Annotated in this window: 26 protein-coding genes; 17 read left to right on the forward strand and 9 right to left on the reverse strand. The window is 69.7% G+C overall.

The annotated features are described in order from the left end of the window. Positions 1–97: 97 nt before the first annotated feature. The 4 genes from E0E30_RS02195 to E0E30_RS02210 form a co-directional block, all read right to left on the reverse strand. Positions 98–565, reverse strand: coding sequence for a phage tail protein (locus E0E30_RS02195; RefSeq protein ID WP_130864902.1), 468 nt, complete (start codon positions 563–565; stop codon positions 98–100). 25 nt (positions 566–590) lie between these two features. After that, positions 591–1,841, reverse strand: a complete 1,251-nt coding sequence (locus E0E30_RS02200; RefSeq protein WP_130864903.1) for an MFS transporter — start codon at positions 1,839–1,841, stop codon at positions 591–593. A 19-nt stretch (positions 1,842–1,860) separates the two neighbouring features. Continuing rightward, on the reverse strand, positions 1,861–3,090 hold the full coding sequence (locus E0E30_RS02205) for an ATP-binding protein (RefSeq protein WP_130864904.1): 1,230 nt from the start codon (positions 3,088–3,090) through the stop codon (positions 1,861–1,863). 71 nt (positions 3,091–3,161) lie between these two features. Further along, positions 3,162–3,938: a class I SAM-dependent methyltransferase gene (locus E0E30_RS02210; protein ID WP_130864905.1), complete on the reverse strand. Its 777-nt coding sequence runs from the start codon at positions 3,936–3,938 to the stop codon at positions 3,162–3,164. A 125-nt stretch (positions 3,939–4,063) separates the two neighbouring features. On the opposite strand from E0E30_RS02210, the gene E0E30_RS02215 reads away from it, so the two are divergent. The 3 genes from E0E30_RS02215 (at position 4,064) to E0E30_RS02225 (ending at position 7,946) form a co-directional block, all read left to right on the forward strand. Then, complete coding sequence (locus tag E0E30_RS02215; RefSeq protein WP_130864906.1) at positions 4,064–4,684, forward strand: hypothetical protein; 621 nt, start codon at positions 4,064–4,066, stop codon at positions 4,682–4,684. A 799-nt stretch (positions 4,685–5,483) separates the two neighbouring features. Then, positions 5,484–6,113, forward strand: coding sequence for a PadR family transcriptional regulator (locus E0E30_RS02220; protein ID WP_245306469.1), 630 nt, complete (start codon positions 5,484–5,486; stop codon positions 6,111–6,113). 3 nt (positions 6,114–6,116) lie between these two features. Further along, entirely contained in the window at positions 6,117–7,946 is a 1,830-nt protein-coding gene (locus E0E30_RS02225) for an ABC1 kinase family protein (RefSeq protein ID WP_245306470.1), read from the forward strand. On the opposite strand, the gene E0E30_RS02230 is transcribed toward E0E30_RS02225, so the two are convergent. The 3 genes from E0E30_RS02230 to E0E30_RS02240 are packed head-to-tail and all read right to left on the reverse strand — an operon-like array spanning position 7,888 to position 9,809. Further along, a complete protein-coding gene (locus E0E30_RS02230) occupies positions 7,888–8,631 on the reverse strand; it encodes a YwaF family protein (RefSeq protein WP_130864907.1) in 744 nt (247 codons plus the stop codon). The two genes, E0E30_RS02225 and E0E30_RS02230, sit on opposite strands and share 59 nt — an antisense overlap. A 10-nt stretch (positions 8,632–8,641) precedes the next feature. Beyond that, positions 8,642–9,133, reverse strand: a complete 492-nt coding sequence (locus E0E30_RS02235) for a VOC family protein (protein WP_130864908.1) — start codon at positions 9,131–9,133, stop codon at positions 8,642–8,644. Between the two features lie 58 nt (positions 9,134–9,191). Further along, positions 9,192–9,809 (reverse strand): HAD-IA family hydrolase, encoded by a 618-nt coding sequence (locus tag E0E30_RS02240; RefSeq protein ID WP_130864909.1) that lies wholly within the window; start codon positions 9,807–9,809, stop codon positions 9,192–9,194. A gap of 97 nt (positions 9,810–9,906) precedes the next feature. Between E0E30_RS02240 and E0E30_RS02245 the strand changes: the two genes are divergently transcribed. From E0E30_RS02245 to E0E30_RS02270, 6 genes are all read left to right on the forward strand, one after another. Next, positions 9,907–10,560, forward strand: coding sequence for a peptidyl-tRNA hydrolase (locus E0E30_RS02245; protein ID WP_130866686.1), 654 nt, complete (start codon positions 9,907–9,909; stop codon positions 10,558–10,560). 104 nt (positions 10,561–10,664) lie between these two features. Continuing rightward, complete coding sequence (locus E0E30_RS02250) at positions 10,665–11,183, forward strand: glycine cleavage system transcriptional repressor (RefSeq protein WP_130864910.1); 519 nt, start codon at positions 10,665–10,667, stop codon at positions 11,181–11,183. Positions 11,184–11,264: 81 nt separating this feature from the next. Beyond that, positions 11,265–12,230 (forward strand): aldo/keto reductase, encoded by a 966-nt coding sequence (locus E0E30_RS02255; protein WP_130864911.1) that lies wholly within the window; start codon positions 11,265–11,267, stop codon positions 12,228–12,230. Positions 12,231–12,299: 69 nt separating this feature from the next. After that, positions 12,300–12,797 carry a thiol peroxidase gene (tpx, locus tag E0E30_RS02260; RefSeq protein WP_130864912.1) on the forward strand — a complete coding sequence of 166 codons (498 nt, stop codon included), beginning with the start codon at positions 12,300–12,302 and terminating at the stop codon, positions 12,795–12,797. A gap of 137 nt (positions 12,798–12,934) precedes the next feature. Beyond that, positions 12,935–14,416 carry an amino acid permease gene (locus E0E30_RS02265; RefSeq protein WP_130864913.1) on the forward strand — a complete coding sequence of 494 codons (1,482 nt, stop codon included), beginning with the start codon at positions 12,935–12,937 and terminating at the stop codon, positions 14,414–14,416. Between the two features lie 68 nt (positions 14,417–14,484). Continuing rightward, positions 14,485–15,726, forward strand: a complete 1,242-nt coding sequence (locus E0E30_RS02270; RefSeq protein ID WP_130864914.1) for an alpha-amylase family protein — start codon at positions 14,485–14,487, stop codon at positions 15,724–15,726. A gap of 62 nt (positions 15,727–15,788) precedes the next feature. On the opposite strand, the gene E0E30_RS02275 is transcribed toward E0E30_RS02270, so the two are convergent. Next, positions 15,789–16,955, reverse strand: coding sequence for a nucleotide sugar dehydrogenase (locus E0E30_RS02275; RefSeq protein ID WP_130864915.1), 1,167 nt, complete (start codon positions 16,953–16,955; stop codon positions 15,789–15,791). A gap of 62 nt (positions 16,956–17,017) precedes the next feature. Beyond that, complete coding sequence (locus E0E30_RS02280; RefSeq protein WP_167853857.1) at positions 17,018–17,656, reverse strand: TetR/AcrR family transcriptional regulator; 639 nt, start codon at positions 17,654–17,656, stop codon at positions 17,018–17,020. Between the two features lie 215 nt (positions 17,657–17,871). On the opposite strand from E0E30_RS02280, the gene E0E30_RS02285 reads away from it, so the two are divergent. From E0E30_RS02285 to E0E30_RS02320, 8 genes are all read left to right on the forward strand, one after another. After that, entirely contained in the window at positions 17,872–19,638 is a 1,767-nt protein-coding gene (locus tag E0E30_RS02285) for an oleate hydratase (protein WP_130864916.1), read from the forward strand. A gap of 53 nt (positions 19,639–19,691) precedes the next feature. Further along, positions 19,692–20,846 (forward strand): acyl-CoA dehydrogenase family protein, encoded by a 1,155-nt coding sequence (locus E0E30_RS02290; protein ID WP_069101720.1) that lies wholly within the window; start codon positions 19,692–19,694, stop codon positions 20,844–20,846. 73 nt (positions 20,847–20,919) lie between these two features. Beyond that, the gene (locus E0E30_RS02295) at positions 20,920–21,789 is read left to right on the forward strand and encodes an SDR family NAD(P)-dependent oxidoreductase (protein ID WP_210115753.1); all 870 of its coding nucleotides are present in this window, start codon (positions 20,920–20,922) and stop codon (positions 21,787–21,789) included. 16 nt (positions 21,790–21,805) lie between these two features. Beyond that, entirely contained in the window at positions 21,806–22,612 is an 807-nt protein-coding gene (locus E0E30_RS02300; protein WP_069101718.1) for an enoyl-CoA hydratase/isomerase family protein, read from the forward strand. 71 nt (positions 22,613–22,683) lie between these two features. After that, positions 22,684–23,442, forward strand: a complete 759-nt coding sequence (locus E0E30_RS02305) for an electron transfer flavoprotein subunit beta/FixA family protein (RefSeq protein WP_130864918.1) — start codon at positions 22,684–22,686, stop codon at positions 23,440–23,442. A 35-nt stretch (positions 23,443–23,477) separates the two neighbouring features. Beyond that, positions 23,478–24,362, forward strand: a complete 885-nt coding sequence (locus E0E30_RS02310) for an electron transfer flavoprotein subunit alpha/FixB family protein (RefSeq protein ID WP_130864919.1) — start codon at positions 23,478–23,480, stop codon at positions 24,360–24,362. Then, the gene (locus E0E30_RS02315; protein WP_130864920.1) at positions 24,362–25,657 is read left to right on the forward strand and encodes an FAD-dependent oxidoreductase; all 1,296 of its coding nucleotides are present in this window, start codon (positions 24,362–24,364) and stop codon (positions 25,655–25,657) included. The genes E0E30_RS02310 and E0E30_RS02315 overlap by 1 nt, the downstream gene beginning before the upstream one ends. Positions 25,658–25,672: 15 nt before the next feature. Next, complete coding sequence (locus E0E30_RS02320; protein WP_130864921.1) at positions 25,673–26,002, forward strand: ferredoxin family protein; 330 nt, start codon at positions 25,673–25,675, stop codon at positions 26,000–26,002. Positions 26,003–26,015: the final 13 nt, after the last annotated feature.

Here is a 26,015-nt window from a genome sequence, read left to right on the forward strand (position 1 = left end):
TCAGAACGTGTCGAAAAACATCAACAATTTCGACACGTTTTGACGACGTGTCGATGGCGTGGACATGTTCACCCACCCACACCGACGTCGACCCGACTCAGAACGGGTAGTCACCCTTGATGACGAAGAAGCTCCCGCGGATCGTCCCGGCGAGCTTCGAGCGCTGACGGGCGAACTTGAAGGCTCCGAGCTCGGCGGGCACGTCCATGCCGTCGCAGAGCTTGAACCCGACGGCGCGTTTGCCGGAGTCGGCGAGCGTCCACAGGACGTTGATCGCCAACCCGGACTCGTGGAAGACGTGCACCCAGTGGATCCCCTCGACGTCGTTGACGCTCACCTCGAGGGCCGGCGACGCGACGACGATGCCCCGCTCCTCCTCGAGGATCCGGGTGACCCAGGCGAGGGCATCGGGCTGCTCGGCGGCGGGGGAGACCTCGAAGACGTGCTTGAACTTCGTGTGGAAGTACCTCGCCTCGTTGGCGCGCAGGCCGGCGAGGGCCTCGGCATGCGGGCTGGACTCGAGGCCAGCCGTCGAGACGGTGGTGAAGTCGACCGGGATGGGCATGGGACCTCCTCGTGGCGAGTGGGTGTCAGGCGGATCGGGCGGCGGACGATGCCGACGTCGTGCAGTTGAGTCGCTCGAACATGACCAGGCCCAGGATGACGAGCAGCCCGAGGTACACCGGCAGCAACCACAGCCCGGTGGCCGCCGAGATCGCGCCGAAGAGCGGCGGGGCCAAGGTGGACCCAGTGTAGGCCGCGGCCATCTGGATGCCGATGATCGCCTGCGAGTTCTCGGCACCGAAATTCGACGGCGTCGAGTGGATGATGGCCGGGTAGATCGGTGCCGATCCGAGGCCGGCGATGACGAGTCCGGCGAGCGGCAACCACGTGGGCCCGACGGGAATCGCGATGAGGACGACGCCAACTCCCACCGTCGTGAACCCGCCCCGGATGAGCATGCGGTCGCCGATGCGATCGGCGACGAACCCGGCGAGGAATCGTCCCGCGGTGATGCCGAGGACGAAGAGCGAGGCGAAGGCGGCGGCCGTCGCGGCGTCGACCCCGCGGTCGGACACGAGGTACGTCGCGGCCCAGAGGATCGACGTGCTCTCGGCGGCGCAGTAGGCGAAGAAGGTCGCCAGGACGGCAGGGACGCCGGCGATCCGGACGGCGGTGGCGAGGGGCACGTGGGTGGACGGCGTCGCCCCCTGGTCCGGCGGCGTGGGTGCCCCGCCGGTCGCGGGGTCCGAGGCGGGATCAGGTGCCGTCGCCTCCGCGTGCCTCACCGGGTGGACCTTCGTCCACAGCGGCAGCGAGACGACGAGGATGACCGTGAGCACCGCTTGGAGCGTGCCGATCGTGCGGTACGCCGACGGCCAGCCGTGCCCGCTGCCGATGGCATGGCTCATGATGAACGGGCTGATCGACGCCCCGACCCCCCAGAAACTGTGCAACCAGTTCATGTGACGTGCGGCGTAGTGGAGGGCGACGTAGTTGTTGAGGGCGGCGTCGACCGCGCCGGCGCCCATGCCGTAGGGGACCGCCCACAGACACAGCATCCAGAACTGGGTCGACAGGGAGAACCCGAAGAGCGCGGCGGCCGTCATGGCGACGCTCACCGCGGTGACCCCTCCGGCGCCGAACCGGCGGGTGAGGCGCTCGGAGGCCAGACTGGAGACGATCGTGCCGCTGGCGATGATGACGGTGATGATGCCGGCGAAGGACACCGGCACCCCGAGATCGACGTGCATGGCGGGCCAGCCCGCGCCGACGAGGGAGTCGGGCAGTCCGAGACTGATGAACGCCAGGTAGATGATCGCCAGCAGAAGTGCGTACATGCAGGCAGCCTTTCGTCGCTCAGTGCGGCCAGCTCGACGTGAGGTAGGCGCCGACCGCTCGGTGCCGGAACCCGTACGGCCGGCCGCGGTGAATGATTCCACGGACGACGTCGAGACGTTGTGAGGTCGGCCCGGCGTCCGTGGCCTTCGCATGGCCGATGGTCCGCGCGATGGTGGTCAGGGTGCGGTCCTCGGGGGCCAGTTCGGCCATGACCTCGAGGAACTCGCGCTCCCGGTCGGGCAGGCGGTCGAGGATGCGCAGCACGTGCGCCTCCGCCTCGGGTGCGGCCTCCACCCAGCCACGCTCGACGTCTTCGACGGTGATGACGTCCGACCGTCCGGCGTACCAGGCGCGGGCGCCAGCCAGCTGGAGGAGGAAGGGTTCACCGCACGCCAGCTCGGTGATGCGACGCTGCGCCGCCGGTTCCATGAAGATGGGATGCGTGCCGCCGTCGTCGTCGGGAACCGGCCACCCCTGGGTGACGAAGGGCTGCAACGCGGTCATGACGGCGTCGTCGTCGAGGGCGTCGAGGACGGTCGTCTGGAACCGTCGGGCGAAGGTCGCGCCCTTGCGCGCACCGGCCATGTCGGCGAACTCGGGCAGCCCGGTGAGGTGGACGGCCACGGGAAGGGCGCGGTCGATCCGCAGTCCGCCCGGGGCGGTGACGGGCTCGTCATGGGCCAGGGCGTCACCCAGTGCGATGAGCAACTGGGAGCGGGCCTTGTCGTCGGTGATGTTCTGGACCTCGTCGATGTGCAGGCCGATCATGACGTCACCCTGACGGATGGCGGCGCGGCCCAGCTCGACGATGACGTCGGTGAGGGCGCGATAGGGCTCGGGACCCTCCTCGGCCCGCATCGACAGGGACACTCCGGAGACGGCCACCGCCTCGACCCGGCGCAGGAGGTCGGACATGCCCTTCTCGCGAGCGGTGGCCAGCCCGGCCGTCTCGGACAGGTCGAGCAGGGCCGACGCCACCCGCTTGACCGGGTCGGTGCCCGAGGGGATCCGCAGCTGAGGTGTCACCCAGTCGCCCGAGCGGGCGGCGTCCAGGGCGATGCGTCGGACGAGGGCGGACTTGCCCGACCCCGCCTCGCCGAGAATGGTTCGTCCACGTTCGTGGATCCCGGCGATCCGGCGGGGTCGCAGGATGTCGCGCCAGTCCGACAGCTGGCTGGTGCGGCCGGCCCAGACCTGGGGGACCGTGTCGGAACCCGGGCTGAACGGCGAGTCGATCGGCGTCCTCACAGCGATAACTTTATCGACGACGAGTCCGGGCGGTCGGGTGTGCCCGGGTCCCGGGTCCTCGTCCGTGATCCTCAGTCGTGACGTCGGCGTGCCGTGATGACGCCGTAGCCCGCGGTCGATCGGATGCGTCCGTCGTCGGCGTGGGACTCGAGATGGTCACGCAAAGCGTCGAGCAGGGCGTCTCGCCTGTTCCCGGCCGTGCGCAGCGACCAGGCGTGGGTGGGGCTCCCGTCGAGATACAGGGACATCCCGTCGTCGACGCTGTCGAAGGTCCAGTCGAGGGACCGGTGGGTGACGACGATCTCGTCGAACCATGGGCCGAGTCGGTCGGCGGCGACCTGGGGCCGGGTCCACTCCATGTGTGGTGGCTGGACGTCGAGGTCGGGGTGGAGGGCCGCCATCATGCGGTCGGTCATCTCGGCCAGGAAGCCGGAGTCGTCCCAGGCCGTCATGACGAGCGCGCCGGCCGGCCGCAGGACTCTGGCCCACTCGGCCGGACCCGCGGCCGGGTCGCAGAACATCGAGCCGAACGAGCTGGCGACGGCGTCGACCGATGCATCCTCCAGCCCGGTGCCCTCGCCGGTGGACCCCATCCACCGGGCGCCGGGGCAGGTGTGGACGCCGACCTCGCGCATCCGCTTCACGGGTTCGACGGCGATGACGTCGAACCCGGCGTCCACGAGTGCAGCTGCCGTGTCGCCATGGCCTGAACCGATGTCGACGACCGTCGAGCCGCGGGGGACGCGCCGGGAGACGTCAGCCGCGACGATGGTCGAGACCGGGCGAAGGCGGGTTGCGGTCGGGGCGTAGTCGCTCGCGGCCCAGATGTCGTCATGCGCAGTGGTCATGACGCCAGCCTATGGTGAGAATGGTTCTCGACAACGAAGAGTCGTCCCCGTGATGACAAGCGGGGGGGGTAACGTTCTGCCCGACATGCGTCACGGTGGACGCAGCAACACAGGAGAGCATGGTCATGGCGTCGAAGTTTCACGGCGTGAAGAGGTGGGTTTTCGGGATTCTCGTCGTTCTGGTCGTGGTGTCCGTGGCTGTCGTGGCGCTCCTCGTCAAGCTGTCGCCCGGAACCCTCTTCGGTACCGACACCAGGACCTCGAACACCCAGATCGTCCAGGCGGTGACGAAGGAGGAGCAGGTGGTCCTGCTCAGCCTGGGGATCCAGGGCATCGTCTCCCAGGAGTCCGAGCAGAAGGTCTTCGGGATCGCCATCCCGGGGTCGGACCGGGCTCAGTTCGTCGAGTACTCCTACCTCGCCAAACTCGGGATCGAGGGCAAGGACGTCAAGATCGCCAAGACCGGTGACAAGGCCTACAAGGTCTCCATCCCCGACTTCATCTTCATCGGTCACGACAAGGAGAAGTTCCGCATCGCCGTGGAGAAGGACGGTGCCCTGAGTTGGGCGACGCCGCAGGTCGACACCGCCGCACTCGTGTCCAAGGTCCTCAGCGAAGACGCCCAGAGCGCCCAGCTCACGGAGCACCGCGAGGACCTCCAGGCCCAGGCCAAGACCTTCTACACCGGGATCATCAAGGGCATCGAGCCCGAGGCGACGGTGACCTTCGAGTTCTCGAAGGCCTGAGGGGTCGGGCTGCTGGCCCGTCATTCTCGTCCGGGTCCCGGGGGTCGGACTCGCGACGGAACTCGCAGTGCCTGGCGCGTGGCGTCACTGTGCTCCATGGCACCCTCGGCCGACGTCGTGTCTGAGAACGGCGCGGCGGTGGAGCGTGCTCCGGCGGGCGCCGTCTCGGTGGAGGGCGCTTCCTCCCTTGGATGACTTCGCTCCGGAAAACGCCGTCTCGGTTGACTGTGCTCCGGAAAACGCCCTCTCGGATGACCTTGCTCCAGAAGGTGCACGTCGCTCCAGATACTCCAGGAGCAACGTGCACCTTCTGGAGCGGAGTGGGGTTTCAGCGGGGTTGGGAGGTGGTTTCCGGAGCAGGGTGGGGACCTGTGTCGGGGCCAGGGTGCGTCGACCGGTGGCTCCGATGGGCCATGGCTCCGCGTGTGGCCAGCCGTTGATCGCGGAAGGATAATCAGACCCCTATGGCACTTCGCTCCGGAAAATGCCGTCTCCATCGACTGAGCGCCCAAAAGGCCACGTGGCGCCGGATACTCCAGGAGCATCGTGGCTTTTCCGGCGCAGAGTCGGGTCTGGGCTGCCTTGAGTGGAGGTTCCGGCGCAGAGCTGCCCCGGGGGCTTCGCAGGTGGAGGTTTCCGGAGCACAGTGGAGGTGGGCGGCCGTCCCATGACGTGCTGTGACCGACGCCGGGTGGGGCCCGCGGTTCTCGCCGGGCACGTCGTGATCTCCACGCTGTCGCCCATCCTTGAACGACTGAGTTACGATATGTCGGTAACCTGTCGTTGAAGGGAGACGATCATGGAACGCGAACACTGGATGCGGGACGACGGCCCACGTGGGCCCCGCGGACGCGGACCCCGTGGGATGGGTCCGCGCGGCATCGGGCCCCGAGGCATGTGGGGGCCGGACGCCTGGGGATGGCCCTTCCGCGACCTGGCCGCCGGGCGTGACCCCTTCGGCCCCGACCGAGGACCGCGCCACCGTCGCGGACGCGGCGACGTGCGCAATGCCGTCCTCGCGCTGCTGGCCGAGGAGCCGATGCACGGCTACCAGATCATCCACGAGATCGAGGAGCGCAGCGGTGGCTTCTGGCGCCCGAGCCCCGGTTCGGTCTACCCGACCCTGCAGATGCTCGTCGACGAGGGGCTGGTCACCGCTCAGGCCGATGGTGAGAAGAAGACCTACACGCTCACCGACGAGGGTCGCGAGGCTGCCCCGGACGATGACGCCCCCCGCCCCTGGGACGGCCCCCAGTCCGAGCGTCCGCGGGGCCCGGAGTCCCTCGGAGCCCTTCCCAAGGCCGGAATGAGGCTCGCCCAGGCAGCCAGTCAGTTCGGCCCGGGCACGAGCCCCGAGCAGATCGAACGTGCCGTCGAGGTGCTCGACGACGCCCGGCGCAAGCTGTACTCCATCCTCGCGGAGGGCTGACCCTTGCCGGACGCCCCCGCAGCGCCCCGACCCCTGACGCCCCGAACCTCGGTGCCCCGGACCGGCGTCGACCGGCCCGGCCACACCTGGCCCGCCGTCAGTCGGGCCGACGTCGACCGACCGGGTGCTCATCGGCTGCTGCGGGGGCGCGCCCGGTACCGCCGGATCGTCGGTTTCGCCACCCGGTTCATGATCCTCGAGTGGTGGTTCGCCGTCGTCCTGCCGCGGATCGGGCTGCGTCGTCTGGCGGCCCGGGGTCGTGACGAGCGGCTGCGGCGTTTCGCCCGGCAGTTCCACGACCTGGCTGTCGACCTGGGCGGGCTCATGATCAAGGTCGGCCAGTTCATGTCGACCCGGCTCGACGTCCTGCCACCGACCATCACCCACGAACTCGACGGCCTGCAGGACGAGGTGCCGGCCGAGCGGTTCGACGACATCCGGGCCGTCATTGAGGCCGAACTCGGACGACCCGTCGACCGGGCCTTCGTCGAGGTCGACCCGACGCCCTTGGCGGCCGCGTCCCTGGGGCAGGTGCATCGAGCCCGGCTCACCGACGCCCTGGCCCGCGACACCGGATTCGGAGAGGTCGTCGTCAAGGTCCAGCGGCCCGGCATCGACGAGATCATCGACGTCGACCTGGCCGCGCTACGACGCATCGCCCAGCTGGCCTCACGGGTGCGGGCGGTGCGCTCCCGGGTCGACACCCGTGCCCTCGTCGACGAGTTCGCGACGATCTGCACCACCGAGATCGACTACCTCAACGAGGCCTCGTGGGCCGAACGATTCGCCGACAACTTCGCCGACGACCCCCGGGTGCGCGCGCCGCGGGTCGCGTGGGAGCGCACCACCAGGCGGGTGCTCGTCCTCGAGGACGTCTCGGCCATCAAGATCACCGACGTCGACGCCCTGCGTGCCGCCGGTATCGACCCGTCCGAGGTCGCCGACGAGCTGGCCCGGGTGAGCTGCCACCAGCTCTTCGTCGACGGTTTCCTCCACGGCGACCCGCACCCGGGCAACATCTTCGTCACGCCCGTGCCCGACGCCCCCGTGCCCGACGCACCAGGTCCCGACGCCACCCGGGACGTCTCCTGGACCCTCACCTACGTCGACTTCGGGATGATGGGCGAGGTGACGCCGCAGTTGAGGTCGGCGCTCACCGATCTGCTCATGGCCATCGTCGGGAGGGACGCCGACGGCATGGTCGCCGCCGTCCAGCATGTCGGGTTCCTCCTGCCCGGTGCCCGGACCGAGGACCTGCGTCGCGCCATGACCGAGACCTTCGACCGGTTCGGCGGCATGGCGGTGGCCGACCTGGCCGGCGTCGACCCCCGCGAGATGGCCGAGTTCGGGCAGCGGCTCGGTCGAACCCTCCGGGACCTTCCCCTGCAGCTTCCCGAGGATCTGCTCCTCGTGGCACGCGCCAGTTCGCTGGTCTCGGGCCTGTGCACCGCCCTGCAGGCCGACTTCAACATCTGGACGGCCCTGGAACCCTTCGCCGCCGACCTGGCCCGTGAGCAGTCCGGTGGGGTGCTCACCAGCGCCGGACGCCGTGCCGTCGACACCCTCGTCACCGCGGCGTCCCTGCCGGGGCGGCTCGACGCGCTGGCCCGCCGGGCCGAACGGGGCGATCTGGCCCTGCGCATCCCCGACGTCGACCGGCGTCTGGGGCACGTGGAACGGGCCATCGAGCGGGCCGTGCGGGCCCTCGTCTTCGCCGCCATGCTCCTGGCCGGGGCGTGGGTGCGCACGAGTGACCCACGGCTGGGAACCGCCCTCATGGCGGCGTCGGTGATCCCGCTCGTCGCACTGCTCGTGGTGTCGCGTCGACGCTGAGTGACCTCGCACCGGGGACGAGCCGGCTCACCCCGTAGCCGATCCAGAAACCGGCCAGACCGGCCGCCAGTGTGAGCAGGTAGTACCAGGGCTGCGGCACGAAGGGCAACAGCGGCTTGTCGCGCTGGTAGAAGTAGTTCCCACCGGTGAGGGCATTCGCCCCGACGGCGAGCAGCGAGAAGGCGACCATCCAGCCGAAGGCCCGCCACAGGGCACGTCGGGTGGGCCGCCAGTCGGTCGTGATCCACGCGAAGGCCGGCATGAGCAGGGTGACGACGTGGTTGACGAGGAAGCTCCACCCGAAGACGTTGTCGGCCGGCTGGACGTTCTGCGGGTACGAGAAGCTCGCCCAGGCCCACAGGCCGAAGTAGAAGAGGACGTCCATGACCCGCTTGGAGCCCGTCGCCAGGTAGACGATGCACAGGAGGGCGGAGACCCGCGAGATGTGCAGGGGCAGCGAGTCGGCCCACCGCCAACCGGTGATGAGGTACGTGCCGTAGAGGACGCACTGCTGGACGACGGCCACCGTGAGGACGGTCCACCTCACCCCGCGGGTGTGCGCGCGGACCCACCGACGTCCGCCGATGAGCCCCACGGCGGCGATGACGAGGACGGCGACGTAGATCCCCTGGTCGAGGCTGCCGATGGCGATCCAGCCCGGGTCGGGGTCGAAGAAGTGGCGCACGGGTGCCGGCTCAGTCCTGGGCGGCGGCCTCGAGGGTGGCGACGTCGATCCGACGCATCTGCCACAGGGCCTCGGCCACCTTCTGGGCGCGTCGCGGATCACCGCTGGTGAGGCGCTCCCAGGCTGCCGGGAGGATCTGCCACGACACCCCGAAGGGGTCGACGAGCCAGCCGCAGGCCAGCTCCTGGCCGCCGGCGTCGAGGAACCCGTCCCAGACGCGGTCGAGGGCAGCCTGGTCGGGCAGGACGAGCCACATCGAATGGGCCATGGTGAACTCCTGGCCACCGGTCGACCCCATGACGTGCACCGTCGACCCGGCGATCTCGAGGGTCCACACCCGGACGATGCCGGTGGGCTGGTCCTCGTTGCGCAGGCTCAGCGACTCGACGACCCGCGAGCCCGGGACGAGGTGGGTGTAGAGGTCGACGGCGCGGGAGGCGACCTCGGGGTCGAACCAGAGGCAGGTGGCCGCGTGGGCGGGGGTGGGATCGGTCGAGGTCATCGTCGTACCTGTCGGGTCGGGAACCGTGTCGGCACGAGCATGCCACGGGTCCGGGGCGTCAGGGCACGAGCGGGAGGAGTTCGGTCAGGCTCCGGACGTGATGATCGGCCGAGGTCGACGCGTGCCCGGTCGGATCGAGCAGGGCGGAGGCGCACCCGGCGGCGCGGGCGGCGTCGACGTCGATCTCGCGGTCCCCGACGCACAGCACCCGCGCCGGATCGAGGTGGTGCCGTGCCAGCAGCAGGAGGTTCATCGCCGGATCCGGCTTGCGGGCGATCCCGTCGGGGGCGCAGACGAGATCGTCGACGGTGATGCCGAGGGCCTCGAAGAGCTGTTCTGCGCTCGTGCGGTCGCGGTGGGTGGCGACGAGGTTGAGTCCGCCGGCGGCGTGGACGGCGTCCATGACCTGCCTGGCCCCGGCCATGAGCGGCGCAGGGTGGGTTCGCCAGCGGTCCTTGAGGTCGGCGTACGCCTGCTCGAGGAGACGCCGCTCGACGCCGTGCCGGGCGGCCAGGACATCGATGGCGTGGGCGATCGACACCTGGGTGAGCTGCGAGACGGCCGCCCGCCCGGGGTGCACCCCGCAGGCGCGTCGGACGGCGTCGGCCAGGGCCTCGTCGACCTGCGGATAGGTGTCGACGAGGGTCCCTCCCATGTCCCAGATGATGGTGCGCATCGCCCCCAGTGTGGCAGACGGCGTCGGGTGGGGGCCGATCGGTTCGCGTAGGGTGCGGGCCGTGACCACCCCCGAGCACGAACCGAACCCCTGGGCCATGAACCTCGTCGTCCTACGCGATCGGCACCACCCCGCGCGCCGGGTCGACGCCGCCGAGGCCGCGGCACGCGCGGTGGCGACACTGCTCGACGACCCCCGCGCCACCGGCGACGGCCCCTGGGCCCCGGCGGTGCGCCACTGGGAGGACGCCCGCATCCGCAAGATCGTCCGACGTGCCGACGGCAAGCGCTGGACCGACGTCCAGGTGGTGCCCGGAGTCACCGTCGTCCAGCCCTCCCCGCGCCCCGACCACGGTGACGCCGCCGTGCGCGCCCTCCTGCCCGGGCCGGTCGACGCCCAGGACCGACTCGTCGACCGGCTGCAGATCGCCGGCACCCACCTGCCCGACGCCGGCCCCACGGCCAGCCACGACGCCGTCGTCACCATCGAGGTCAACCCCGACGTCGAGATGACGACCGGCAAGCTCTGCGCCCAGTGCGGCCACGCCGCCCAGCTGGCGCTGCGGGCCCTGCAGGGCGGGGGAGCGGCCGACGCGCGGACGCTGGAACGCTGGCGCACCGACGGGTTCCGCGTGCGCGTCGTCGTGCCAGACCCGGCCACCTGGCGCGGCGCCCACCGGCCGGTCGAGGTCGTCGACGCCGGCTTCACCGAGTTCGACCGGCCGACCCCGACGACACGCGCCTGCTGGTGAGGAGGTGGCCCGTGGCCGAGGACGGTCTGCCGTCTGGTGACGACCTGTCCGCGATACGACCCACAACCGGCCGCTCCAGACCACCCTCCGGCTACCCTCGAGGCATGGCACAACTCGTTCTCACAGTGGTCGGCCCGGACCGCGCGGGCCTCGTCTCGACATTGTCGTCGACCGTGGCGGAACACGACGGCAACTGGCTCGGCAGCCGGATGGCCCGGCTCGCCGGTGCCTTCGCCGGCATCGTCCTCGTCGACGTTCCCGACGCCCGCCAGGACGACCTGCGGGCGGCCCTCGACTCCCTGACCTGCCGGGGGCTCACCGTCACCGCGACCGACACCCGCCAGGGTGAGGCTCCCGACCAGGTCGTCCTCAAGGTGCGTCTGCTCGGCCACGACCACCCGGGCATCGTCCGTCAGGTCACCGGCACCCTCGCCCGGCTCGGCGTCACCATCGACGACATGACCACCGGCCTGCGCGAGGCCCCCATGGGTGACGGCGTCCTCTTCGAGGCGGAGGTGCTGTGTCGGATCACCGGCGCCACCACCGACGAGGATCTGCGCGCCGAGCTGGAGTCCATCGCCTCCGAGCTCATGGTCGACATCTCGGTCGTCGACCGCACCTGAGTGTTCGACGACCGCTGAACGCGGGCCCGGGACGACGTCGCCGTCGTAGCGTGGGCGGTGACCCCGCTGACAAGGAGCACCATGACACGCATCCCGGGTACCGACATCGACATCCTCCCGCTCGCCCTGGGCGGCAACACCTTCGGCTGGACGAGCGACGAGCCGACCTCGTCGGCCGTCCTCGACGCCTTCGTCGACGCCGGCGGGTCCTTCATCGACACCGCCGACGGCTACTCGGCGTGGGCGCCGGGCAACCACGGCGGCGAATCCGAGACGATCATCGGCCGCTGGTTGGCCAGGACCGGACGTCGCGACGACGTCGTCATCGCGACGAAGGTCGCCACCCACCCCGAGTTCAAGGGTCTGGCCCCCAGCACCATCGCCGCGGCCGCCGACGCCTCCCTGTCCCGCCTGGGCACCGACGTCATCGACCTCTACTACGCCCACTTCGACGACGACACCCGCAGCGTCGAGGACATGGCGGTCGCCTTCGACCAGCTCGTGCGCGCCGGCAAGGTGCGACACGTCGGTCTGTCGAACTTCTCGGTGGCCCGCGAGCGCGAGTGGCTCGAACTGGCCGAGCGCGAGTCCCTGGCCCGCCCGGTGGCCCTCCAACCGCACTACAACCTCCTGCACCGCGGCGACGTCGAGGGACCCGACGGTTACGGCCGGTTCGCCGCTGAGCACGACCTGGCGATCTTCCCGTACTTCTCCTTGGCCTCCGGCTTCCTCACCGGCAAGTACCACGAGGCCGCCGAGCTCGACGGGTCGGCCCGCGCCGGCATGATGCAGTCCTACCTGCCCGACGACGAGGCGACGAGGGCCGCCTTCGAGGCGCTCGACGTCGAGCGTCGGATCGCCGACGACCACGGCGTCGAGGTGACCTCGGTGTCCCTGGCCTGGCTGCGAGCCAAGGGCGTCACCGCCCCCATCGCCTCGGCCCGGACCCCCGAGCAGTTGCCCGCCCTCCTGGCCTCGGCCACCCTCGAGCTCACCGCGGCCGAGGTCGCCGACCTCGATCGGGTCTCCTCCCGCTTCGTCGGCTGAGCTCGCCCGCGGGATGTCCGACTCCCACCCCTGTTGTCCCTGACCCCCACACCCGGAAGGATTGATCCCATGGCCACCACCGCATTCAAGGGAACCCCCGTCCACACCGTCGGCGAGCTGCCCGCCCAGGGCTCCGTCGCCCCCTCCTTCGAGCTCGTCGGCACCGACCTGACGCCGGTCACCGACACCTCCGTCGAGGGTCGACTCGTCCTCAACATCTTCCCGAGCATCGACACCGGCGTGTGCGCCACGAGCGTGCGCACCTTCAACCGGAAGGCCGCCGGCCTCGACGGCGTCACCGTCCTGTGCGTCTCCCACGACCTGCCCTTCGCCCAGGGCCGCTTCTGCGGTGCCGAGGGCATCGAGGACGTCGTCGTCGCCTCCGCCTTCCGCTCCTCCTTCGGGAAGGACTACGGCGTGACGATGACCGACGGCCCGCTCGAGGGCCTGCTCGCCCGCTCCGTCGTCGTCCTCGACGCCGACCGCACGGTGCGGTACGTCCAGCTCGTCGACGAGATCACCACCGAGCCCGACTACGACGCCGCCCTGGCCGCCGCCCGGGCCTGACCTCATTCCTCGCGGACGCGCCCCGTCGCTCGGACGGGGCGCGTCTCGTCGTGTGTTGCGCGGCCGCACGCACATGCTGGGTGAGTACCCTGTCCCGCGGTGTCCTCATCGGGCACCTGACTTCGGAGGGACATCCCATGACGACGACCGACGAGCTCGACCGGACCGACACGCCCACACCGCCGACCCCCGACGGTGACGGCCTGCGCCGCGGCCTGGAAGCCCGCCACATGAACATGATCGCCATCGGTGGGGCGATCGGCACCGGGCTCTTCCTGGCCTCCGGGGCGACGATCACCAAGGCTGGGCCGGGCGGAGCCCTGGCCGCCTATGCGGTCATCGGCCTCATGGTGTACCTCCTCATGCAGTCCCTGGGTGAGATGAGCGCCTACCTGCCGGTGCCCGGCGCCTTCGAGACCTACGCGAACCGGTTCGTGTCGCCCTCGTTCGGGTTCGCCCTGGGCTGGAACTACTGGTTCAACTGGGCCATCACGGTGGCCGCCGAGCTCGCGGCGGCGTCGATCGTCATGCGCTACTGGCTCCCGGACGTCCCGAGCTGGGTGTGGTCGCTGGCCTTCTTCCTGCTGCTCGTGGCCATCAACTACCTGTCGGCGCGCGCCTATGGCGAGGGCGAGTTCTGGTTCGCGGCCATCAAGGTGACCGCCGTCATCGTCTTCCTCGTCCTGGGGGTCCTCATGATCGCCGGCGTCATGGGGGGACGCTCCCCGGGCCTGACGAACCTGAGGATCGGGGACGCCCCCTTCGTCGGCGGGTTCGGCGGTGCCATGGCGGTGTTCCTCATCGCCGGGTTCTCCTTCCAGGGCACCGAACTCATCGGGATCGCCGCGGGGGAGTCCAAGGACCCCGCAACGGCCGTGCCGAAGGCCGTCCGTCAGATCTTCTGGCGGATCATGATCTTCTACATCGGGGCGATCGCCGTCATCGGGATCCTCATCCCGTACACCGACCCCCACCTCTTGGCCGGCGACGTCACCCAAGTGGCCATGAGCCCCTTCACGCTCGTCCTGGGACGGGCCGGCATCGCCGGCGCGGCGGCCGTCATGAACGCCGTCATCCTCACCTCGATCCTCTCGGCAGGGAACTCGGGACTGTACGCGTCGACCCGGATGCTCTACGCCATGGCCAAGGAGCACAAGGCCCCCGCCGTCTTCGCCCGGACCAATGCGCGCGGAGTGCCCGTCGCCGCCCTCCTGGCGACCGCCGCGGTGGGTGCGGCCTGCTTCGCCTCCAGCCTCGTCGGCTCGGGGAGGGCGTACACCTGGCTGGTCAACATCTCGAGCCTGTGCGGGTTCATCGCCTGGCTCGGCATCGCCGTGTGCCACGTACAGTTCCGACGAGCCCTGCGAGCCCAGGGACATGACCTGTCCGAGCTCCCGTTCCGGGCGCGCTGGTTCCCGGCCGGGCCGATCATCGCCTTCGCGCTGTGCCTCGTCGTCACCGTCGGACAGGGATGGGAGGCGATCGCCGCCCGCGACTGGCAGGGCACCGTCGTCGCCTACATCGGCATCCCGGTGTTCCTGGGGATCTGGCTCGGACACCGGCTGGTCACCGGGTCGAGGAGGTCCGATCTGAGGACCGCCAAGCTCACCGTCGATTGACCGGACCCGCCCGGGAACCCGGCCGAGTGTCGTGCCATGCTGGAACGACCCTGTCGAGAGGAAGTCCCATGACCGCCCGTCCGGACTGGGTGACGCATCTGGTCGCCTGGCACGTCTACCCGCTCGGCTTCGTCGGGGCGCCCATGACCCCGCAGGGCCTCGACGCCCCGGTGGTCCACCGGCTCGGGCACCTCGAGGCCTGGCTCGACCACGCCGTCTCCATCGGTTGCTCCGGGCTCGTCCTCGGGCCGGTCCTGGCCTCGCGCACCCACGGCTACGACACCCTCGACCATCTGCGGGTCGATCCACGACTGGGGGACGACGCCGACCTCGACCACCTCCTCGCGGCGGCCCACGACAAGGGGCTGCGGGTCATCCTCGACGGCGTCTTCAACCACGTGAGTCGGGAGCACCCCCTGGTGCAGCGGGCCCTGGCCGCGGGACCGGGCACCGAGGCCGGCGGCGTCATCGCCTGGCAGGACGGCCGCCCCCGGGTGTTCGAGGGACACGACGACCTCGTCGTCCTCGACCACCGTGCGGACGCCGTCGTCTCCCTCGTCACCCAGGTCATGTCGCACTGGGGCGACCGTGGGGTCGACGGATGGCGTCTGGACGCCGCCTACGCCGTCGAACCGACGTTCTGGGCGCGGGTGCTGCCGGCGGTGCGCGCCCGGCGACCCGACACCTGGGTCTTCGGTGAGGTCATCCACGGTGACTACGCCGGCATCGTCGAGTCCTCCGGGATGGACTCGGTGACCCAGTACGAACTGTGGAAGGCCATCTGGTCGTCCATCTCCTCGCGCAACTTCTTCGAGCTCGACCACGCCCTGGGGCGCCACGACGAGTTCTGCGACCACTTCACGCCGATGACCTTCGTCGGCAACCACGACGTCACCCGCATCTGCAGCCGAGTGGGGCCGGACGGGGCCGTGCTGGCGATGGCGGTCCTGGCGACGGTCGGCGGCGTCCCGTCGATCTACTACGGCGACGAACTGGCCTACCGCGGCGTCAAGGAGGAACGGTTCGGCGGGGACGACCAGATCCGCCCGGTGTTCCCGCCGACGCCGGCCGACCTGTCGACGCTCGGTGCGGACATGCTGCACGTCCACCAGGAGCTCGTCGGACTGCGACGGCGTCATCCCTGGTTGGTCGACGCCCGCACCTCGTCCCTGGCCCTGGCCAACGAGCGGTACGTCTACCGCACCGGGGTGCCGGGGGTCGAGCCGCTCATCGTCGAGCTCGATCTCACCGCTCAGCCCTGGGTCGTCATCCGGGAGGCCGGGCAGGTCGTCTGGTCCTGGGGACGCTGACCGACGCGGCCCGGGTCGCCGTCCGAAGGGGCTCGTCAGCGCAGGTCGGTCCTGCCCGGCAGTCAGTCCTGCCCGAAGAGATCGCGGGTGTAGACCTTCTCGGCGACATCGGCGAGGTCCGGCGACATCCGGTTGGCGATGATGAGGTCGCAGTCGGCCTTGAAGGCGGCCAGGTCGTGGGTGACGGGGGAGCGGAAGAACTCGTCCCCCTCGAAGGTCGGCTCGTACACCTCGACCGGGATGCCCTTGGCCTTGATCCGCTTCATGACCCCCTGGATCGAGGACGACCGGTAGTTGTCCGACCCGGCCTTCATGACGAGCCGGTAGATGCCGACCCGACGCGGGTTGCGCCCGACGATGTCGGCGGCGATGAAGTCCTTGCGCACCGTGTTGGAGTCGACGATGGCCTGGATGAGGGTCTGCGGGACGTCCTGGTAGTTCGCCAGGAGTTGGCGGGTGTCCTTGGGCAGGCAGTACCCGCCGTAGCCGAAGGAGGGGTTGTTGTAGTGGTCGCCGATGCGCGGGTCCAGGCACACCCCCTCGATGATCTGGCGGGTCTCCAGGCCACGCTGTGAGGAGTAGGTGTCGAGCTCGTTGAAGAAGGACACCCGCATCGCCAGGTAGGTGTTGGCGAACAGTTTGATGGCCTCGGCCTCGGTGGAGCCGACGTGGAGCACCGGCACGTCCTCGTCGGCGGCGCCTTCCACCATGAGGGCGGCGAAACGTCGGGCCCGCTCGTCCTGGCTGCCCACCACGACCCGGGAGGGGTGGAGGTTGTCGTGGAGGGCCCGGCCCTCGCGCAGGAACTCGGGGCTGAAGACGATGTCGAGGCCGGGGTGGGCCCGGCGGGCCGCCTCGGTGTGGCCCACCGGCACCGTCGACTTGATGACAACCATGGCGTCGGGGGCGAGTCGTTCGACCTGGTCGATGACGGCGTCCACGCTGGAGGTGTCGAAGTAGTTGCGGTCTGGGTCGTAGTTGGTCGGGGTGGCCACGATGACGTACTCGGCAGCCTCGAACGCCCGGTCGGGGGAGGTGGTGGCGGTGAGGTCGAGCGGGACCCGCGCCAGGAAGTCCTCGATGTCGGGGTCGACGACCGTGGAGTGACGTGAGCACACCTGCTCGACCTTCCGCGGGTCGGTGTCGAGCCCGACGACCTCGTTGTGCTGGGCCAGCAGGACGGCGTTGGCCATTCCGACGTAACCCAGACCTGCCACGGCGATCTTCATCGCTGCCTCCTCACGTCAGTGGACACCGGAAGTCTAGATGCCGCGAGGAGCGGGTCGGGCGGTCAGGGGCCGACGAGCATCCCGTGGACGAGGGAGTCGACGTAGTCGCGCAACACGGCGCGCTGGTCGCGGGTGCACCGGTGGCCCAGGCTCATCCCGAGCAGCTCCATGCACATCGAGGACCAGACGAGCCTGCCTGCCTCGCGCGGTGTGAGACCTTGCCGCAGCTGCCGGTGGGGATCGGCGACGAGGATCTCACCGATGCGGGTCTCCAGGGCGGCCAGGACGTCGAGGGCCTCCGAGCGGTGCGGCCCGGGAGGGCCGAACAGCGACTCGCGGGTGTAGGCGGCGAAGTTCTCCGGCCGTCGGGTGGCCACCTCGACGATGGGTTCCAGCAGGGCGCAGATGTGGTCGACCGCGGCGTCGGAGTCGGTCAGCCCGGCGACACTGTCGGCGATGCGGCCGATGAGCACTTCCTCGGTGAAGTCGTTGGCGACCCACATGAGCAGTTCGGCCTTGCTGGTGGCGTAGTTGAACAGGGTGCCGGTGGCTACGTCGGCGGTCTCGGCCACCTCCTGGGTGGTGACCTCGTCGAAGGGTTTGGTGGCGAACAGGGATCGTGCTGCGGCCAGGATGCGTCGTTGCTTCTCGGCCTTGTTCCGCTCGCGCCTGGACACCGGCCCGTCGACAGTGGTGGTCACTCGCTCCATTGTGGCGGAAACGGACGACGTGGTCACGTCGATCGTCTGTGGGCGTGACACCGTTCAAGTGTGGACGTCTGTGCACAATCATTGACACGCACTCGCTTTTGAGTACACTCAAAAATGAGTTCGATCCACTCGAGATGTCATCGGGCGGTGCAGCCCGGTGGCGCCCGGGTGGCAGCGGGCGAGATCACTGACGAAGGAGTCAAGACATGTCCACCTACTACGACCGGTTCCGTCCCGTGGCACCCGACGACATCACCGACCGCAGGCTCTACACCGTCGGCGGCGGCCTGGCAGCGTTGGCAGCCGCCTTCGTCGCGATCCGCGACGCAGGGATGCCCGGGTCCAACATCACGATCCTCGAGATGAACGACGTCCCCGGTGGCGGCATCGACGCAGCCGGCACCGCCGAGACCGGATACATCCTGCGCGGCGGGCGCGAGATGGAGCCCGACTACAACTGCTTCTGGGACCTCTTCCAGGACGTCCCGGCCTTCGAGATGGGGGAGGACTACTCCGTCCTCGACGAGTTCCACCACATCGACGACGTCGACCCCAACTACTCCAACTGTCGACTCATCCACCACCAGGGCCAGCCCAAGGACAACTCATCCTTCGGGCTGACGAAGTCCATGCAGCGCCAGCTCGTCAAGGTCTTCCTCGCCCGCGAGGAGGACCTCCAGGGCATCGCCATCGACCAGTTCTTCGAGCCGGACTTCCTCAAGACGAACTTCTGGTACTTCTGGCGCACGATGTTCGCCTTCCACGACTGGGAGTCGCTCATCGAGATGAAGCGCTACATGCACCGGTTCATGCACTGCTTCTGGGGCTTCAAGGACATGTCGGTGGTGAAGTTCTGCAAGTACAACCAGTACGACGCCTTCATCAAGCCGCTGCGCGACGTCCTGGTCTCGAAGGGGGTCACCTTCCGTTACGGGGTCAACGTCACCGACCTCGACATGGGCATCGCCCCGGACCGCAAGGTCGTGCGCGCCATCGTGGGCCAGGAGCAGGGCGAACCGGTGAGGATCGAGGTCGACCCGACCGATCTCGTGCTGGTCACCAACGGTTCGCTCACCGAGTGCACCGGCTACGGGACGATGGACACCCCGGCCCCGTTGGTCACCGAGGAGCAGGGCGGATGCTGGAACCTGTGGCGCAACCTCGCCGCCAAGGACCCGAGCTTCGGACACCCCGACGTGTTCACCCCCGGGCCCGACAAGACGGCCTGGGAGTCCTTCACCATCACCTGCCACCGCTCGGCCCTCACCGACAAGATCGCCGAGCTGTCGGGGCGTGACCCCTTCGCCCGCACCACCGCGACCGGCGGGATCATCACCGTCACCGACTCGAACTGGCTGCTGAGCTTCACCGTCAACCGCCAGCCGCAGTTCCCCGACCAGCCCGACGACGTCATCGTGGTGTGGGGCTACGGACTGCTCATGGACACCGTGGGCAACCACGTCCACAAGACGATGCCCGAGTGCACCGGGGCCGAGATCCTCGAGGAGTTGTGCCACCACCTCGGCCTGCTCGACCACTGGGACGAGATCCGGGAGGCCAGCATCAACATCCCGACGATGTTGCCCTACATCACCTCGTTCTTCCAGGTCCGTCGCCTCGGTGACCGGCCCCAGGTCGTCCCCGAGGGGTCGGTCAACCTCGGCTTCATGGGCGAGTTCGTCGAGACGCCGACCGACTGCTCCTTCACCCTCGACTCGGCCATCCGTACCGGCGAGGAAGGGGTCTACCAGCTCCTCGGGCTCAACAAGCACGCCCCCGACATGGTCGAGAAGCAGTACGACATCCGTTACATGGTCCGGGCCCTGAGGTCCCTCAACGACGGGGTCATGCCCGGCGACGAGATCCTCGGACGCCTCGCCCGGGGCACCTACTACGAGGACCTCTTCAGCCCTGCCGCCAAGGCGGCCTCCTTGGGGATCACCGAGCGCGGCGTCCGTCGCGGACGCTGCTGAGGCACCCCACCTGCCACGACACCACGAACCGACAACACCAAGGAGGAAGGACCATGTGGTACCTCAACGAGGAGCGCACCCTCGTCCAGCAAGCGGCCCGCGAGTTCGTCGACAAGGAGGTGCGACCGGTCGCCCTCGAGATCGACCGTGAGGACAGGTTCCCACTGGAACTGTTCAAGCGGGCCGGTGAACTGGGCTTCCTGGGGATCACCACCCCCGAGGAGTACGGCGGCATGGGCAGCGACTACACCACCGTCGCCCTCGTCATGGAGGAGATCGCCAAGGCCAGCCCCGTGCTGTGCGTGGCCATGGGTGCCCACAGCCAGCTCGCCGGCGGGATGCTCAAGATGCTGGGCAGCCCGGAACAGAAGGAGCGCTACCTGCGTCCTGCCGCCAGTGGCGAGATCATCATGGCCTGCGGGTCGACCGAGGCCGTCGGGGGAGCCGACCACGAGGAGCACACCACCAGGGCCGTCCTCGACGGCGACGAGTGGGTCATCAACGGCGGCAAGGTGCTCATCTCCAACATCGGCGTCGCCGACGTCTATCTCGTCTTGGCCATCACCGCCGACCACGTCGACCCGGTGACCAAGGCCGGCTTCAGCGCCTTCATCGTCCCCAAGGACACTCCCGGACTCATCATCGGCGACCCCGAGCACAAGCTCGGATGGCACGGCTCGGCCACCGGGTCCATCGAGTTCCGAGACATGCGGCTGCCGCGCGAGGCCATTCTCGGCCCGGAGGGTGGGTGCATGCAGGCGATGTTCGTCTCCTGCACCGACGAGTTCCTCACCTGCGGGCCGGTCGGCCTGGGCATCGCCGAGGGGGCCTACGACATGGCCTTCGACTACTCGATGCACCGGATCCAGCACGGCATGCCCATGTACGACCGCTTCCAGGTCACCCGGCACAAGCTCGCGCGGATGTGGATGGACATCGAGCAGCTGCGGGGCCTCGTCTACTCCGTCCACGCCATGCGTGACACCGGTGACCTCCAACTGCCCCAGGGTCGCATGCTCAAGATCCTCGGCGCCGAGGTCTCCGAGCGGGTGGCCCGTGAGGCGATCCAGCTCTACGGCGGGCTGGGGGTCATCCGCGACGTCGGCGTCGAGCGCTACTGGCGCGACGCCAAGGTGCTGGCCATCGGCGGGGCCTCGGTGGAGGCCATGACCGAGGAGATCACCCAACTGCTGCGCCCGCGCAACTGAACCGACACGGGCCGTCGCGCCGGGTCCGGGCCCGGCGCGACGACCCACCCACCACACGAGGAAAGGAATGACGATGATGACCAGCTACGACGACAAGGGTGTCGTCATCACCGGGGCGGCCAACGGGATCGGACGCGAACTGGCCGAACGCCTCGGCCGGGCCGGGGCGCGACTGGCCCTGGCCGACATCGACGAGGAGCGGCTGCGGCCCCTGGCCGAGGAACTCAGGGGCGAGGGGGTCGACGTCGTCGACACCGTCCTGGACGTCGCGCAACCCGACGGCCTGGCGGCCCTGGCCCAACGCCTGGGCGAGGAATGGGACCGGGTCGACTACGTGTTCTCCAACGCCGGGGTCATCTCGGTCGGCTGCATCTGGCAGGAGCCCGTCAGCGACTGGCAGTGGCTGCTGGGAACCAACACGATGGGGGCGGTGCACACCATGAGGGCCTTCATTCCCCTCATGGTCGACCAGGGGCCTGATGCCGAGGGCGCCAGCTCCCACTTCGTCACCACGGCCTCCATCGCCAGCCTGCTCACCGTCGAGAACTCACCGGCCTACGTCGCCTCGAAGTTCGCCGCGCTCTCGGCGACCGAGGTCCTCGAGCTCCAGCTCCAGGACGCCGGGGCCCCGGTCATGGCCCACGCGGTGTGCCCGGCCATCGTGCGCACCGACCTGCTCGACTGCGCCCGGCACCGCCACCCCGGCAGCTTCGACCCCGCCGACGCGTACTACGCCAGCCCCGACTTCCGACGCCGCGCCCAGGGAGCGGCTCAGGAGATGGCCACCGTCGGCATGCCGGTCGAGCAGGCCGTCACGACGATCCTCGACGAGGTCGAGAAGGGCACCTTCTACATCCTCACCCATCCCCAGTACAACCCGGCCGTCCTCGGTCGTGTCCAGGGCATCGTCAACGGCGCCCGGCCGACCAAGGTCGTCCGCTGACCCGAGGAGGCCAACCATGTACGACTACACCCGCGAGTACGACCACGTCCTCACCTACGAGGTCGACGGCCACGTCGCCACCATCACCCTGGACTGTCCCCAGAACTGGAACAGGATCAGTGAGCAGTACGTCGACGAACTCACCGCGGCCCTCGAGAAGGCCAGCTGGGACACCGAGGTGCGCGCGGTCATCCTCACCGGCGTCGGCCCGGTGACCTTCGGCGCCGGGGCGTTGAGTGTCATCAAGTCCAAACTGGCCCACGACCTCGTCTCCGCCCGTCAGGTCATGACCGAGATCGGGGCCATGGTCAAGCTGCTGTACTCGATGCCCAAGCCGGTCATCGGCGTGGCAGAGGGTGCCTGCATGGGAGGAGGGGCCAACCTCCTGCTCAGCACCGATGTCGTCATCGTCGGTGCGAAGGCCACCTTCCAGGAGGTCTTCGTCGACTACGCCCTCAGCCCCGACACCGGCGGCCTGTGGGCCCTCCAGCGGCTCGTCGGGCCCATGCAGGCCAAGGTGCTCGCCATGACGGGTGAGGTCGTCGACGCCGCCCGGGCCGAGGAACTGGGGATGGTCTACCAGGTCACCGAGGAGGGAGGGGCCCTCGAGGCGGCCAGGGCCTTGGCCGAGGTCATCGCCTCCAAGTCGCCGGTGGGCGTCAACCACGTCAAGCAGCTGTCGAACCGGCTGCACGACCTCACCCTCGACACCTACTTCCAGGTCGAGGCCGACTACCTGTCCATGGGCGCCCTGTCCCAGGACTTCAAGGAAGTCGTCACGGCCGCAGCACAGAAACGTCAGCCGGTCTTCGTCGGGTACTGACCGACCCGCACCCGGGGCCCGGGTGCGGTGAGCACCCGCACCCGGGCCCGACCTCAGCAAAGGAGCAGATGATGACCATCGCAGTTGCCTACAAGTGGGCGGCCGATCCCCAGGAGGCCCAGGTCGGCGAGGACGGGACCGTCGACTGGAGTCGGGCCAAGCCCGGTGTCGCCGAGTACGACGCCGTCGCCGTCGAGGCCGCCCGTCTCCTCGCCGAACCCGCGGCCGAGGAGTGCGTCGCGGTGAGCGTCGGCCCGGCGGCCACCGGGTCCTCGCTGGCCCGCAAGGGGATCATGTCGCGCGGTGCCGACCGTGGTCTGGTCGTCGCCGACGACGCCGTGCGGTCGTGGCCGACGACCCAGCAGGCCGAGGCGCTCGCCGCGCTGGTGGGACGCAGCGGGGCCGACGTCGTGATCACCGGGGACACCTCGGTCGACGAGAACGCCCGGATGATGTCGGGCCTGGTGGCCGGGTTCCTGGGTTGGCCCTGCCTGCAGATGGTCAGTCGGATCACCCGCACCGAGGACGGGTTGGAGCTCGTCCAGGCCGTCGCCGGGGGAACCCGAACCCTGCACGTCACCGGGCCGGTCGTCGTGGCCGTGACCTCGGACTGCGTGCCCACCCGGGTGCCCGGGATGAAGGACATCCTGGCTGCCGGCCGCAAACCCTTCGACGTCGTGGCGGTCGAGGACCTGACGACCACACCGGTGTCCCTGCCCGTCACCGGGGCACGGCGGCCCGACGGTCCGCGACGTGCCCGTCGCACCCTCACCGGCCCCGACGCAGTGGCCGACCTCGTCGCCGCGCTCCACGCCGACCAGGTGTTGTGAGCCAGCACCGTCCACGAACACACAGGAGAACTGAGATGACTGCATGGATCCTCACCACGACACCGGATGTCTGCGCCCTGGTCAGTGCGGCCCGTGACATCGGTGGCCCCGTCAGAGCCGTCCTCGTGGGCCACTCGAAGGCGACGCTGGCAGGAGTGGACTCGCTGACCGTCATGACCCCGGACCGCCCCGACGCTCCCCTCGAGGCCGTCGCGGCAGCGGTCGCCGAGGGCTTGGACTGCCGTGACGGTGACGTCGTCCTCGTGCCCGACCGGGAGGCCGACCGTGTCCTGGCCGGGGCGCTGGCCGCCCGCCACCACGCGCCCGTCCTCACCGCCGTGCGACGGGTCGGGCCGCAGGAGGCCACCGTGGGCCGGTTCGGCGGCGTGGTCGAGCAGACCGTGTCGCTGGGGTCCACGACGACGGTGCTCGTCATGGACCCGGGCGGTGCCCTCACCGGCCCGCAGGTGGCGGCGGAGCAGGTCACCGTGGCGGCCGGCCCCGTCACGGTGGTCTCGCAGAGTGCGGCCGACCACGAGGTGCCCGACCTGTCGAAGGCCCGCCGGGTCGTCGCCGTGGGGCGTGGCCTGCGCCAGGAGTCCGACCTGGCGATCATCGGTGACCTGGCCCGCGCCCTGGGCGCCGAGGTGGCCTGCTCGCGACCGCTGGCCGAGGGGTTGGGATGGATGCCCAAGGAGACCTACGTCGGGGTCTCCGGGCTCCACCTGTCCCCGGAGCTCTACGTCGCCGTGGGCATCTCCGGTCAACTCCAGCACATGGTCGGCTGTCAGGGCGCCCGGTGCGTCGTCGCCGTCAACACCGACGAGAAGGCTCCCGTGATGGAGCAGGCCGACTACGCGGTCCTCGGGGATCTCTACGACGTCGTGCCGGCACTCACCGCCGAGTTGGGAGGCCGGTGATGACACAGGAGGAGGTCTTTGACGCCGTCGTCGTCGGCGCCGGGATCGCGGGGTCGGTGTGCGCGCTGCAACTGGCCCGCCAGGGTCACGAGGTCGTGCTGCTGGAGCGCGGCGCCGAGCCCGGGTCGAAGAACCTGTCCGGAGGGGTGTTCTACTGCCGGGTCATGGACGAGGTCTTTCCCGACTTCGCCCGGGTGGCCCCCGTCGACAGGCGCATCACCCGCAACGTCGTGAGCTTCTGCAACGACGGGTCGTGGGTCAACGTCGACTACTGGGACTCCCGGCTGGCCGATCCCGTCAGCGCCGTGACGGTGCGCCGGGCCGTCCTCGACGCCTGGCTGGTCGAGCGCTGCGAGGAGGAGGGGGTGATGGTCATGCCGGGCGTGCGCGTCGACGAGCTCGTGCGCGAGGGCGACCAGGTCGTCGGCGTGCGCGCCGGCGAGGAGGAACTGCGCGCGCGGGTCGTCATCGCCGCCGACGGGGTCAACTCCTTCCTCTCGCGCGACTCCGGGCTGCGGGAGCGGGAACCGCGCAACCACCTCGCGGTGGGGGTGAAGTCCGTCATCGGGCTCGCCCCCGCGACGATCGAGGAACGCTTCCACCTGCGCGACGGGGAGGGGGCCGCCTACGCCATGGTCGGCGACGTCACCCGTGGCCTGGGCGGTGGTGGCTTCCTCTACACCAACACGGAGTCGGTGTCGGTGGGTGTCGTCGTGCGACTCGACGCCCTGGAGGCCTCCGGTGAGTCCTCCTCGGGCCTGCACGACCACCTGCTGTCCCACCCCCTCGTCTCGTCGTTGGTCGAGGGAGGGGAGTTGTTGGAGTACGGGTGCCACCTCGTCGCCGAGGGGGGACAGGTCATGCAGCACGACCTCGTGCGGCCCGGTCTCATGGTCATCGGCGACGCCGCGGGGTTCACCCTCAACACCGGGCTGACGGTGCGCGGGATGGACCTGGCCGCCCAGTCGGCGATCAGTGCCGCTCGTGCGGCACATCGGGCCCTCCAGACAGGAGACCTGTCCGAGCAGGCGATGGCGGGCTACCTCGAGGACTACCGCTCGACATTCCTCGGTCGCGACATGGCGACCTACTCGGCGGCGCCGGGCTTCCTGGAGAACCACCGCCTCTACGACACCTACGGGCCGCTGCTGGCCGACATCCTCCACGAGGTCTACCACCTCGACACCACGCCGAGGCGCCACCTGGTGCCCACGGCCGTGGGGGTGCTGCGCCGCAGAGGCCCCCGTGCCACGACCCTGGCCCGTGACATCGCCTCGGCGGCGCGGGCACTGTGACCCCAGGAGGACACCATGACAGTTCCGACCACCGGCGCGCAGCCCCACGACGACAGCAGCGCGTGGGGAACCGTGGCCCAACGGCTGGCCCTCAACCACGTCGACATCGACGAGGACAACAACCACATCGTCGTCAACCAGCGGATCGTGCGTCGCACCGGGTGCGCGTCCCTGCTTGTGCGGGCCTGTCCGGCCCACGTGTTCAGCCAGGAGGCCGACGGATCGGTGACCACGGAGTACGCCGCCTGCTTGGAGTGTGGCACCTGCACCGCGATCGCCCCCGCAGGGGCGGTTCACTGGCGCTATCCGCGGGGAGGGTTCGGCGTCTCCTACCGCGAGGGCTGAGCCGGACGGCCCG

Source organism: Acidipropionibacterium timonense (assembly GCF_900605005.1).
Taxonomy (GTDB): domain Bacteria; phylum Actinomycetota; class Actinomycetes; order Propionibacteriales; family Propionibacteriaceae; genus Cutibacterium; species Cutibacterium timonense.

Excerpts from the sequence above, each read along its gene's own strand:
- E0E30_RS02265 (WP_130864913.1), top strand. The coding sequence starts at position 12,935 with ATGACGACGACCGACGAGCTCGACCGGACCGACACGCCCACACCGCCG.
- E0E30_RS02270 (WP_130864914.1), top strand. The coding sequence starts at position 14,485 with ATGACCGCCCGTCCGGACTGGGTGACGCATCTGGTCGCCTGGCACGTC.
- E0E30_RS02210 (WP_130864905.1), bottom strand. The coding sequence starts at position 3,938 with ATGACCACTGCGCATGACGACATCTGGGCCGCGAGCGACTACGCCCCG.
- E0E30_RS02235 (WP_130864908.1), bottom strand. The coding sequence starts at position 9,133 with ATGACCTCGACCGATCCCACCCCCGCCCACGCGGCCACCTGCCTCTGG.
- tpx (WP_130864912.1), top strand. The coding sequence starts at position 12,300 with ATGGCCACCACCGCATTCAAGGGAACCCCCGTCCACACCGTCGGCGAG.
- E0E30_RS02310 (WP_130864919.1), top strand. The coding sequence starts at position 23,478 with ATGACTGCATGGATCCTCACCACGACACCGGATGTCTGCGCCCTGGTC.
- E0E30_RS02255 (WP_130864911.1), top strand. The coding sequence starts at position 11,265 with ATGACACGCATCCCGGGTACCGACATCGACATCCTCCCGCTCGCCCTG.
- E0E30_RS02295 (WP_210115753.1), top strand. The coding sequence starts at position 20,920 with ATGATGACCAGCTACGACGACAAGGGTGTCGTCATCACCGGGGCGGCC.
- E0E30_RS02285 (WP_130864916.1), top strand. The coding sequence starts at position 17,872 with ATGTCCACCTACTACGACCGGTTCCGTCCCGTGGCACCCGACGACATC.
- E0E30_RS02250 (WP_130864910.1), top strand. The coding sequence starts at position 10,665 with ATGGCACAACTCGTTCTCACAGTGGTCGGCCCGGACCGCGCGGGCCTC.
- E0E30_RS02305 (WP_130864918.1), top strand. The coding sequence starts at position 22,684 with ATGACCATCGCAGTTGCCTACAAGTGGGCGGCCGATCCCCAGGAGGCC.
- E0E30_RS02315 (WP_130864920.1), top strand. The coding sequence starts at position 24,362 with ATGACACAGGAGGAGGTCTTTGACGCCGTCGTCGTCGGCGCCGGGATC.
- E0E30_RS02240 (WP_130864909.1), bottom strand. The coding sequence starts at position 9,809 with ATGCGCACCATCATCTGGGACATGGGAGGGACCCTCGTCGACACCTAT.
- E0E30_RS02275 (WP_130864915.1), bottom strand. The coding sequence starts at position 16,955 with ATGAAGATCGCCGTGGCAGGTCTGGGTTACGTCGGAATGGCCAACGCC.
- E0E30_RS02220 (WP_245306469.1), top strand. The coding sequence starts at position 5,484 with ATGGAACGCGAACACTGGATGCGGGACGACGGCCCACGTGGGCCCCGC.
- E0E30_RS02300 (WP_069101718.1), top strand. The coding sequence starts at position 21,806 with ATGTACGACTACACCCGCGAGTACGACCACGTCCTCACCTACGAGGTC.
- E0E30_RS02195 (WP_130864902.1), bottom strand. The coding sequence starts at position 565 with ATGCCCATCCCGGTCGACTTCACCACCGTCTCGACGGCTGGCCTCGAG.
- E0E30_RS02290 (WP_069101720.1), top strand. The coding sequence starts at position 19,692 with ATGTGGTACCTCAACGAGGAGCGCACCCTCGTCCAGCAAGCGGCCCGC.
- E0E30_RS02215 (WP_130864906.1), top strand. The coding sequence starts at position 4,064 with ATGGCGTCGAAGTTTCACGGCGTGAAGAGGTGGGTTTTCGGGATTCTC.
- E0E30_RS02200 (WP_130864903.1), bottom strand. The coding sequence starts at position 1,841 with ATGTACGCACTTCTGCTGGCGATCATCTACCTGGCGTTCATCAGTCTC.
- E0E30_RS02245 (WP_130866686.1), top strand. The coding sequence starts at position 9,907 with ATGAACCTCGTCGTCCTACGCGATCGGCACCACCCCGCGCGCCGGGTC.
- E0E30_RS02320 (WP_130864921.1), top strand. The coding sequence starts at position 25,673 with ATGACAGTTCCGACCACCGGCGCGCAGCCCCACGACGACAGCAGCGCG.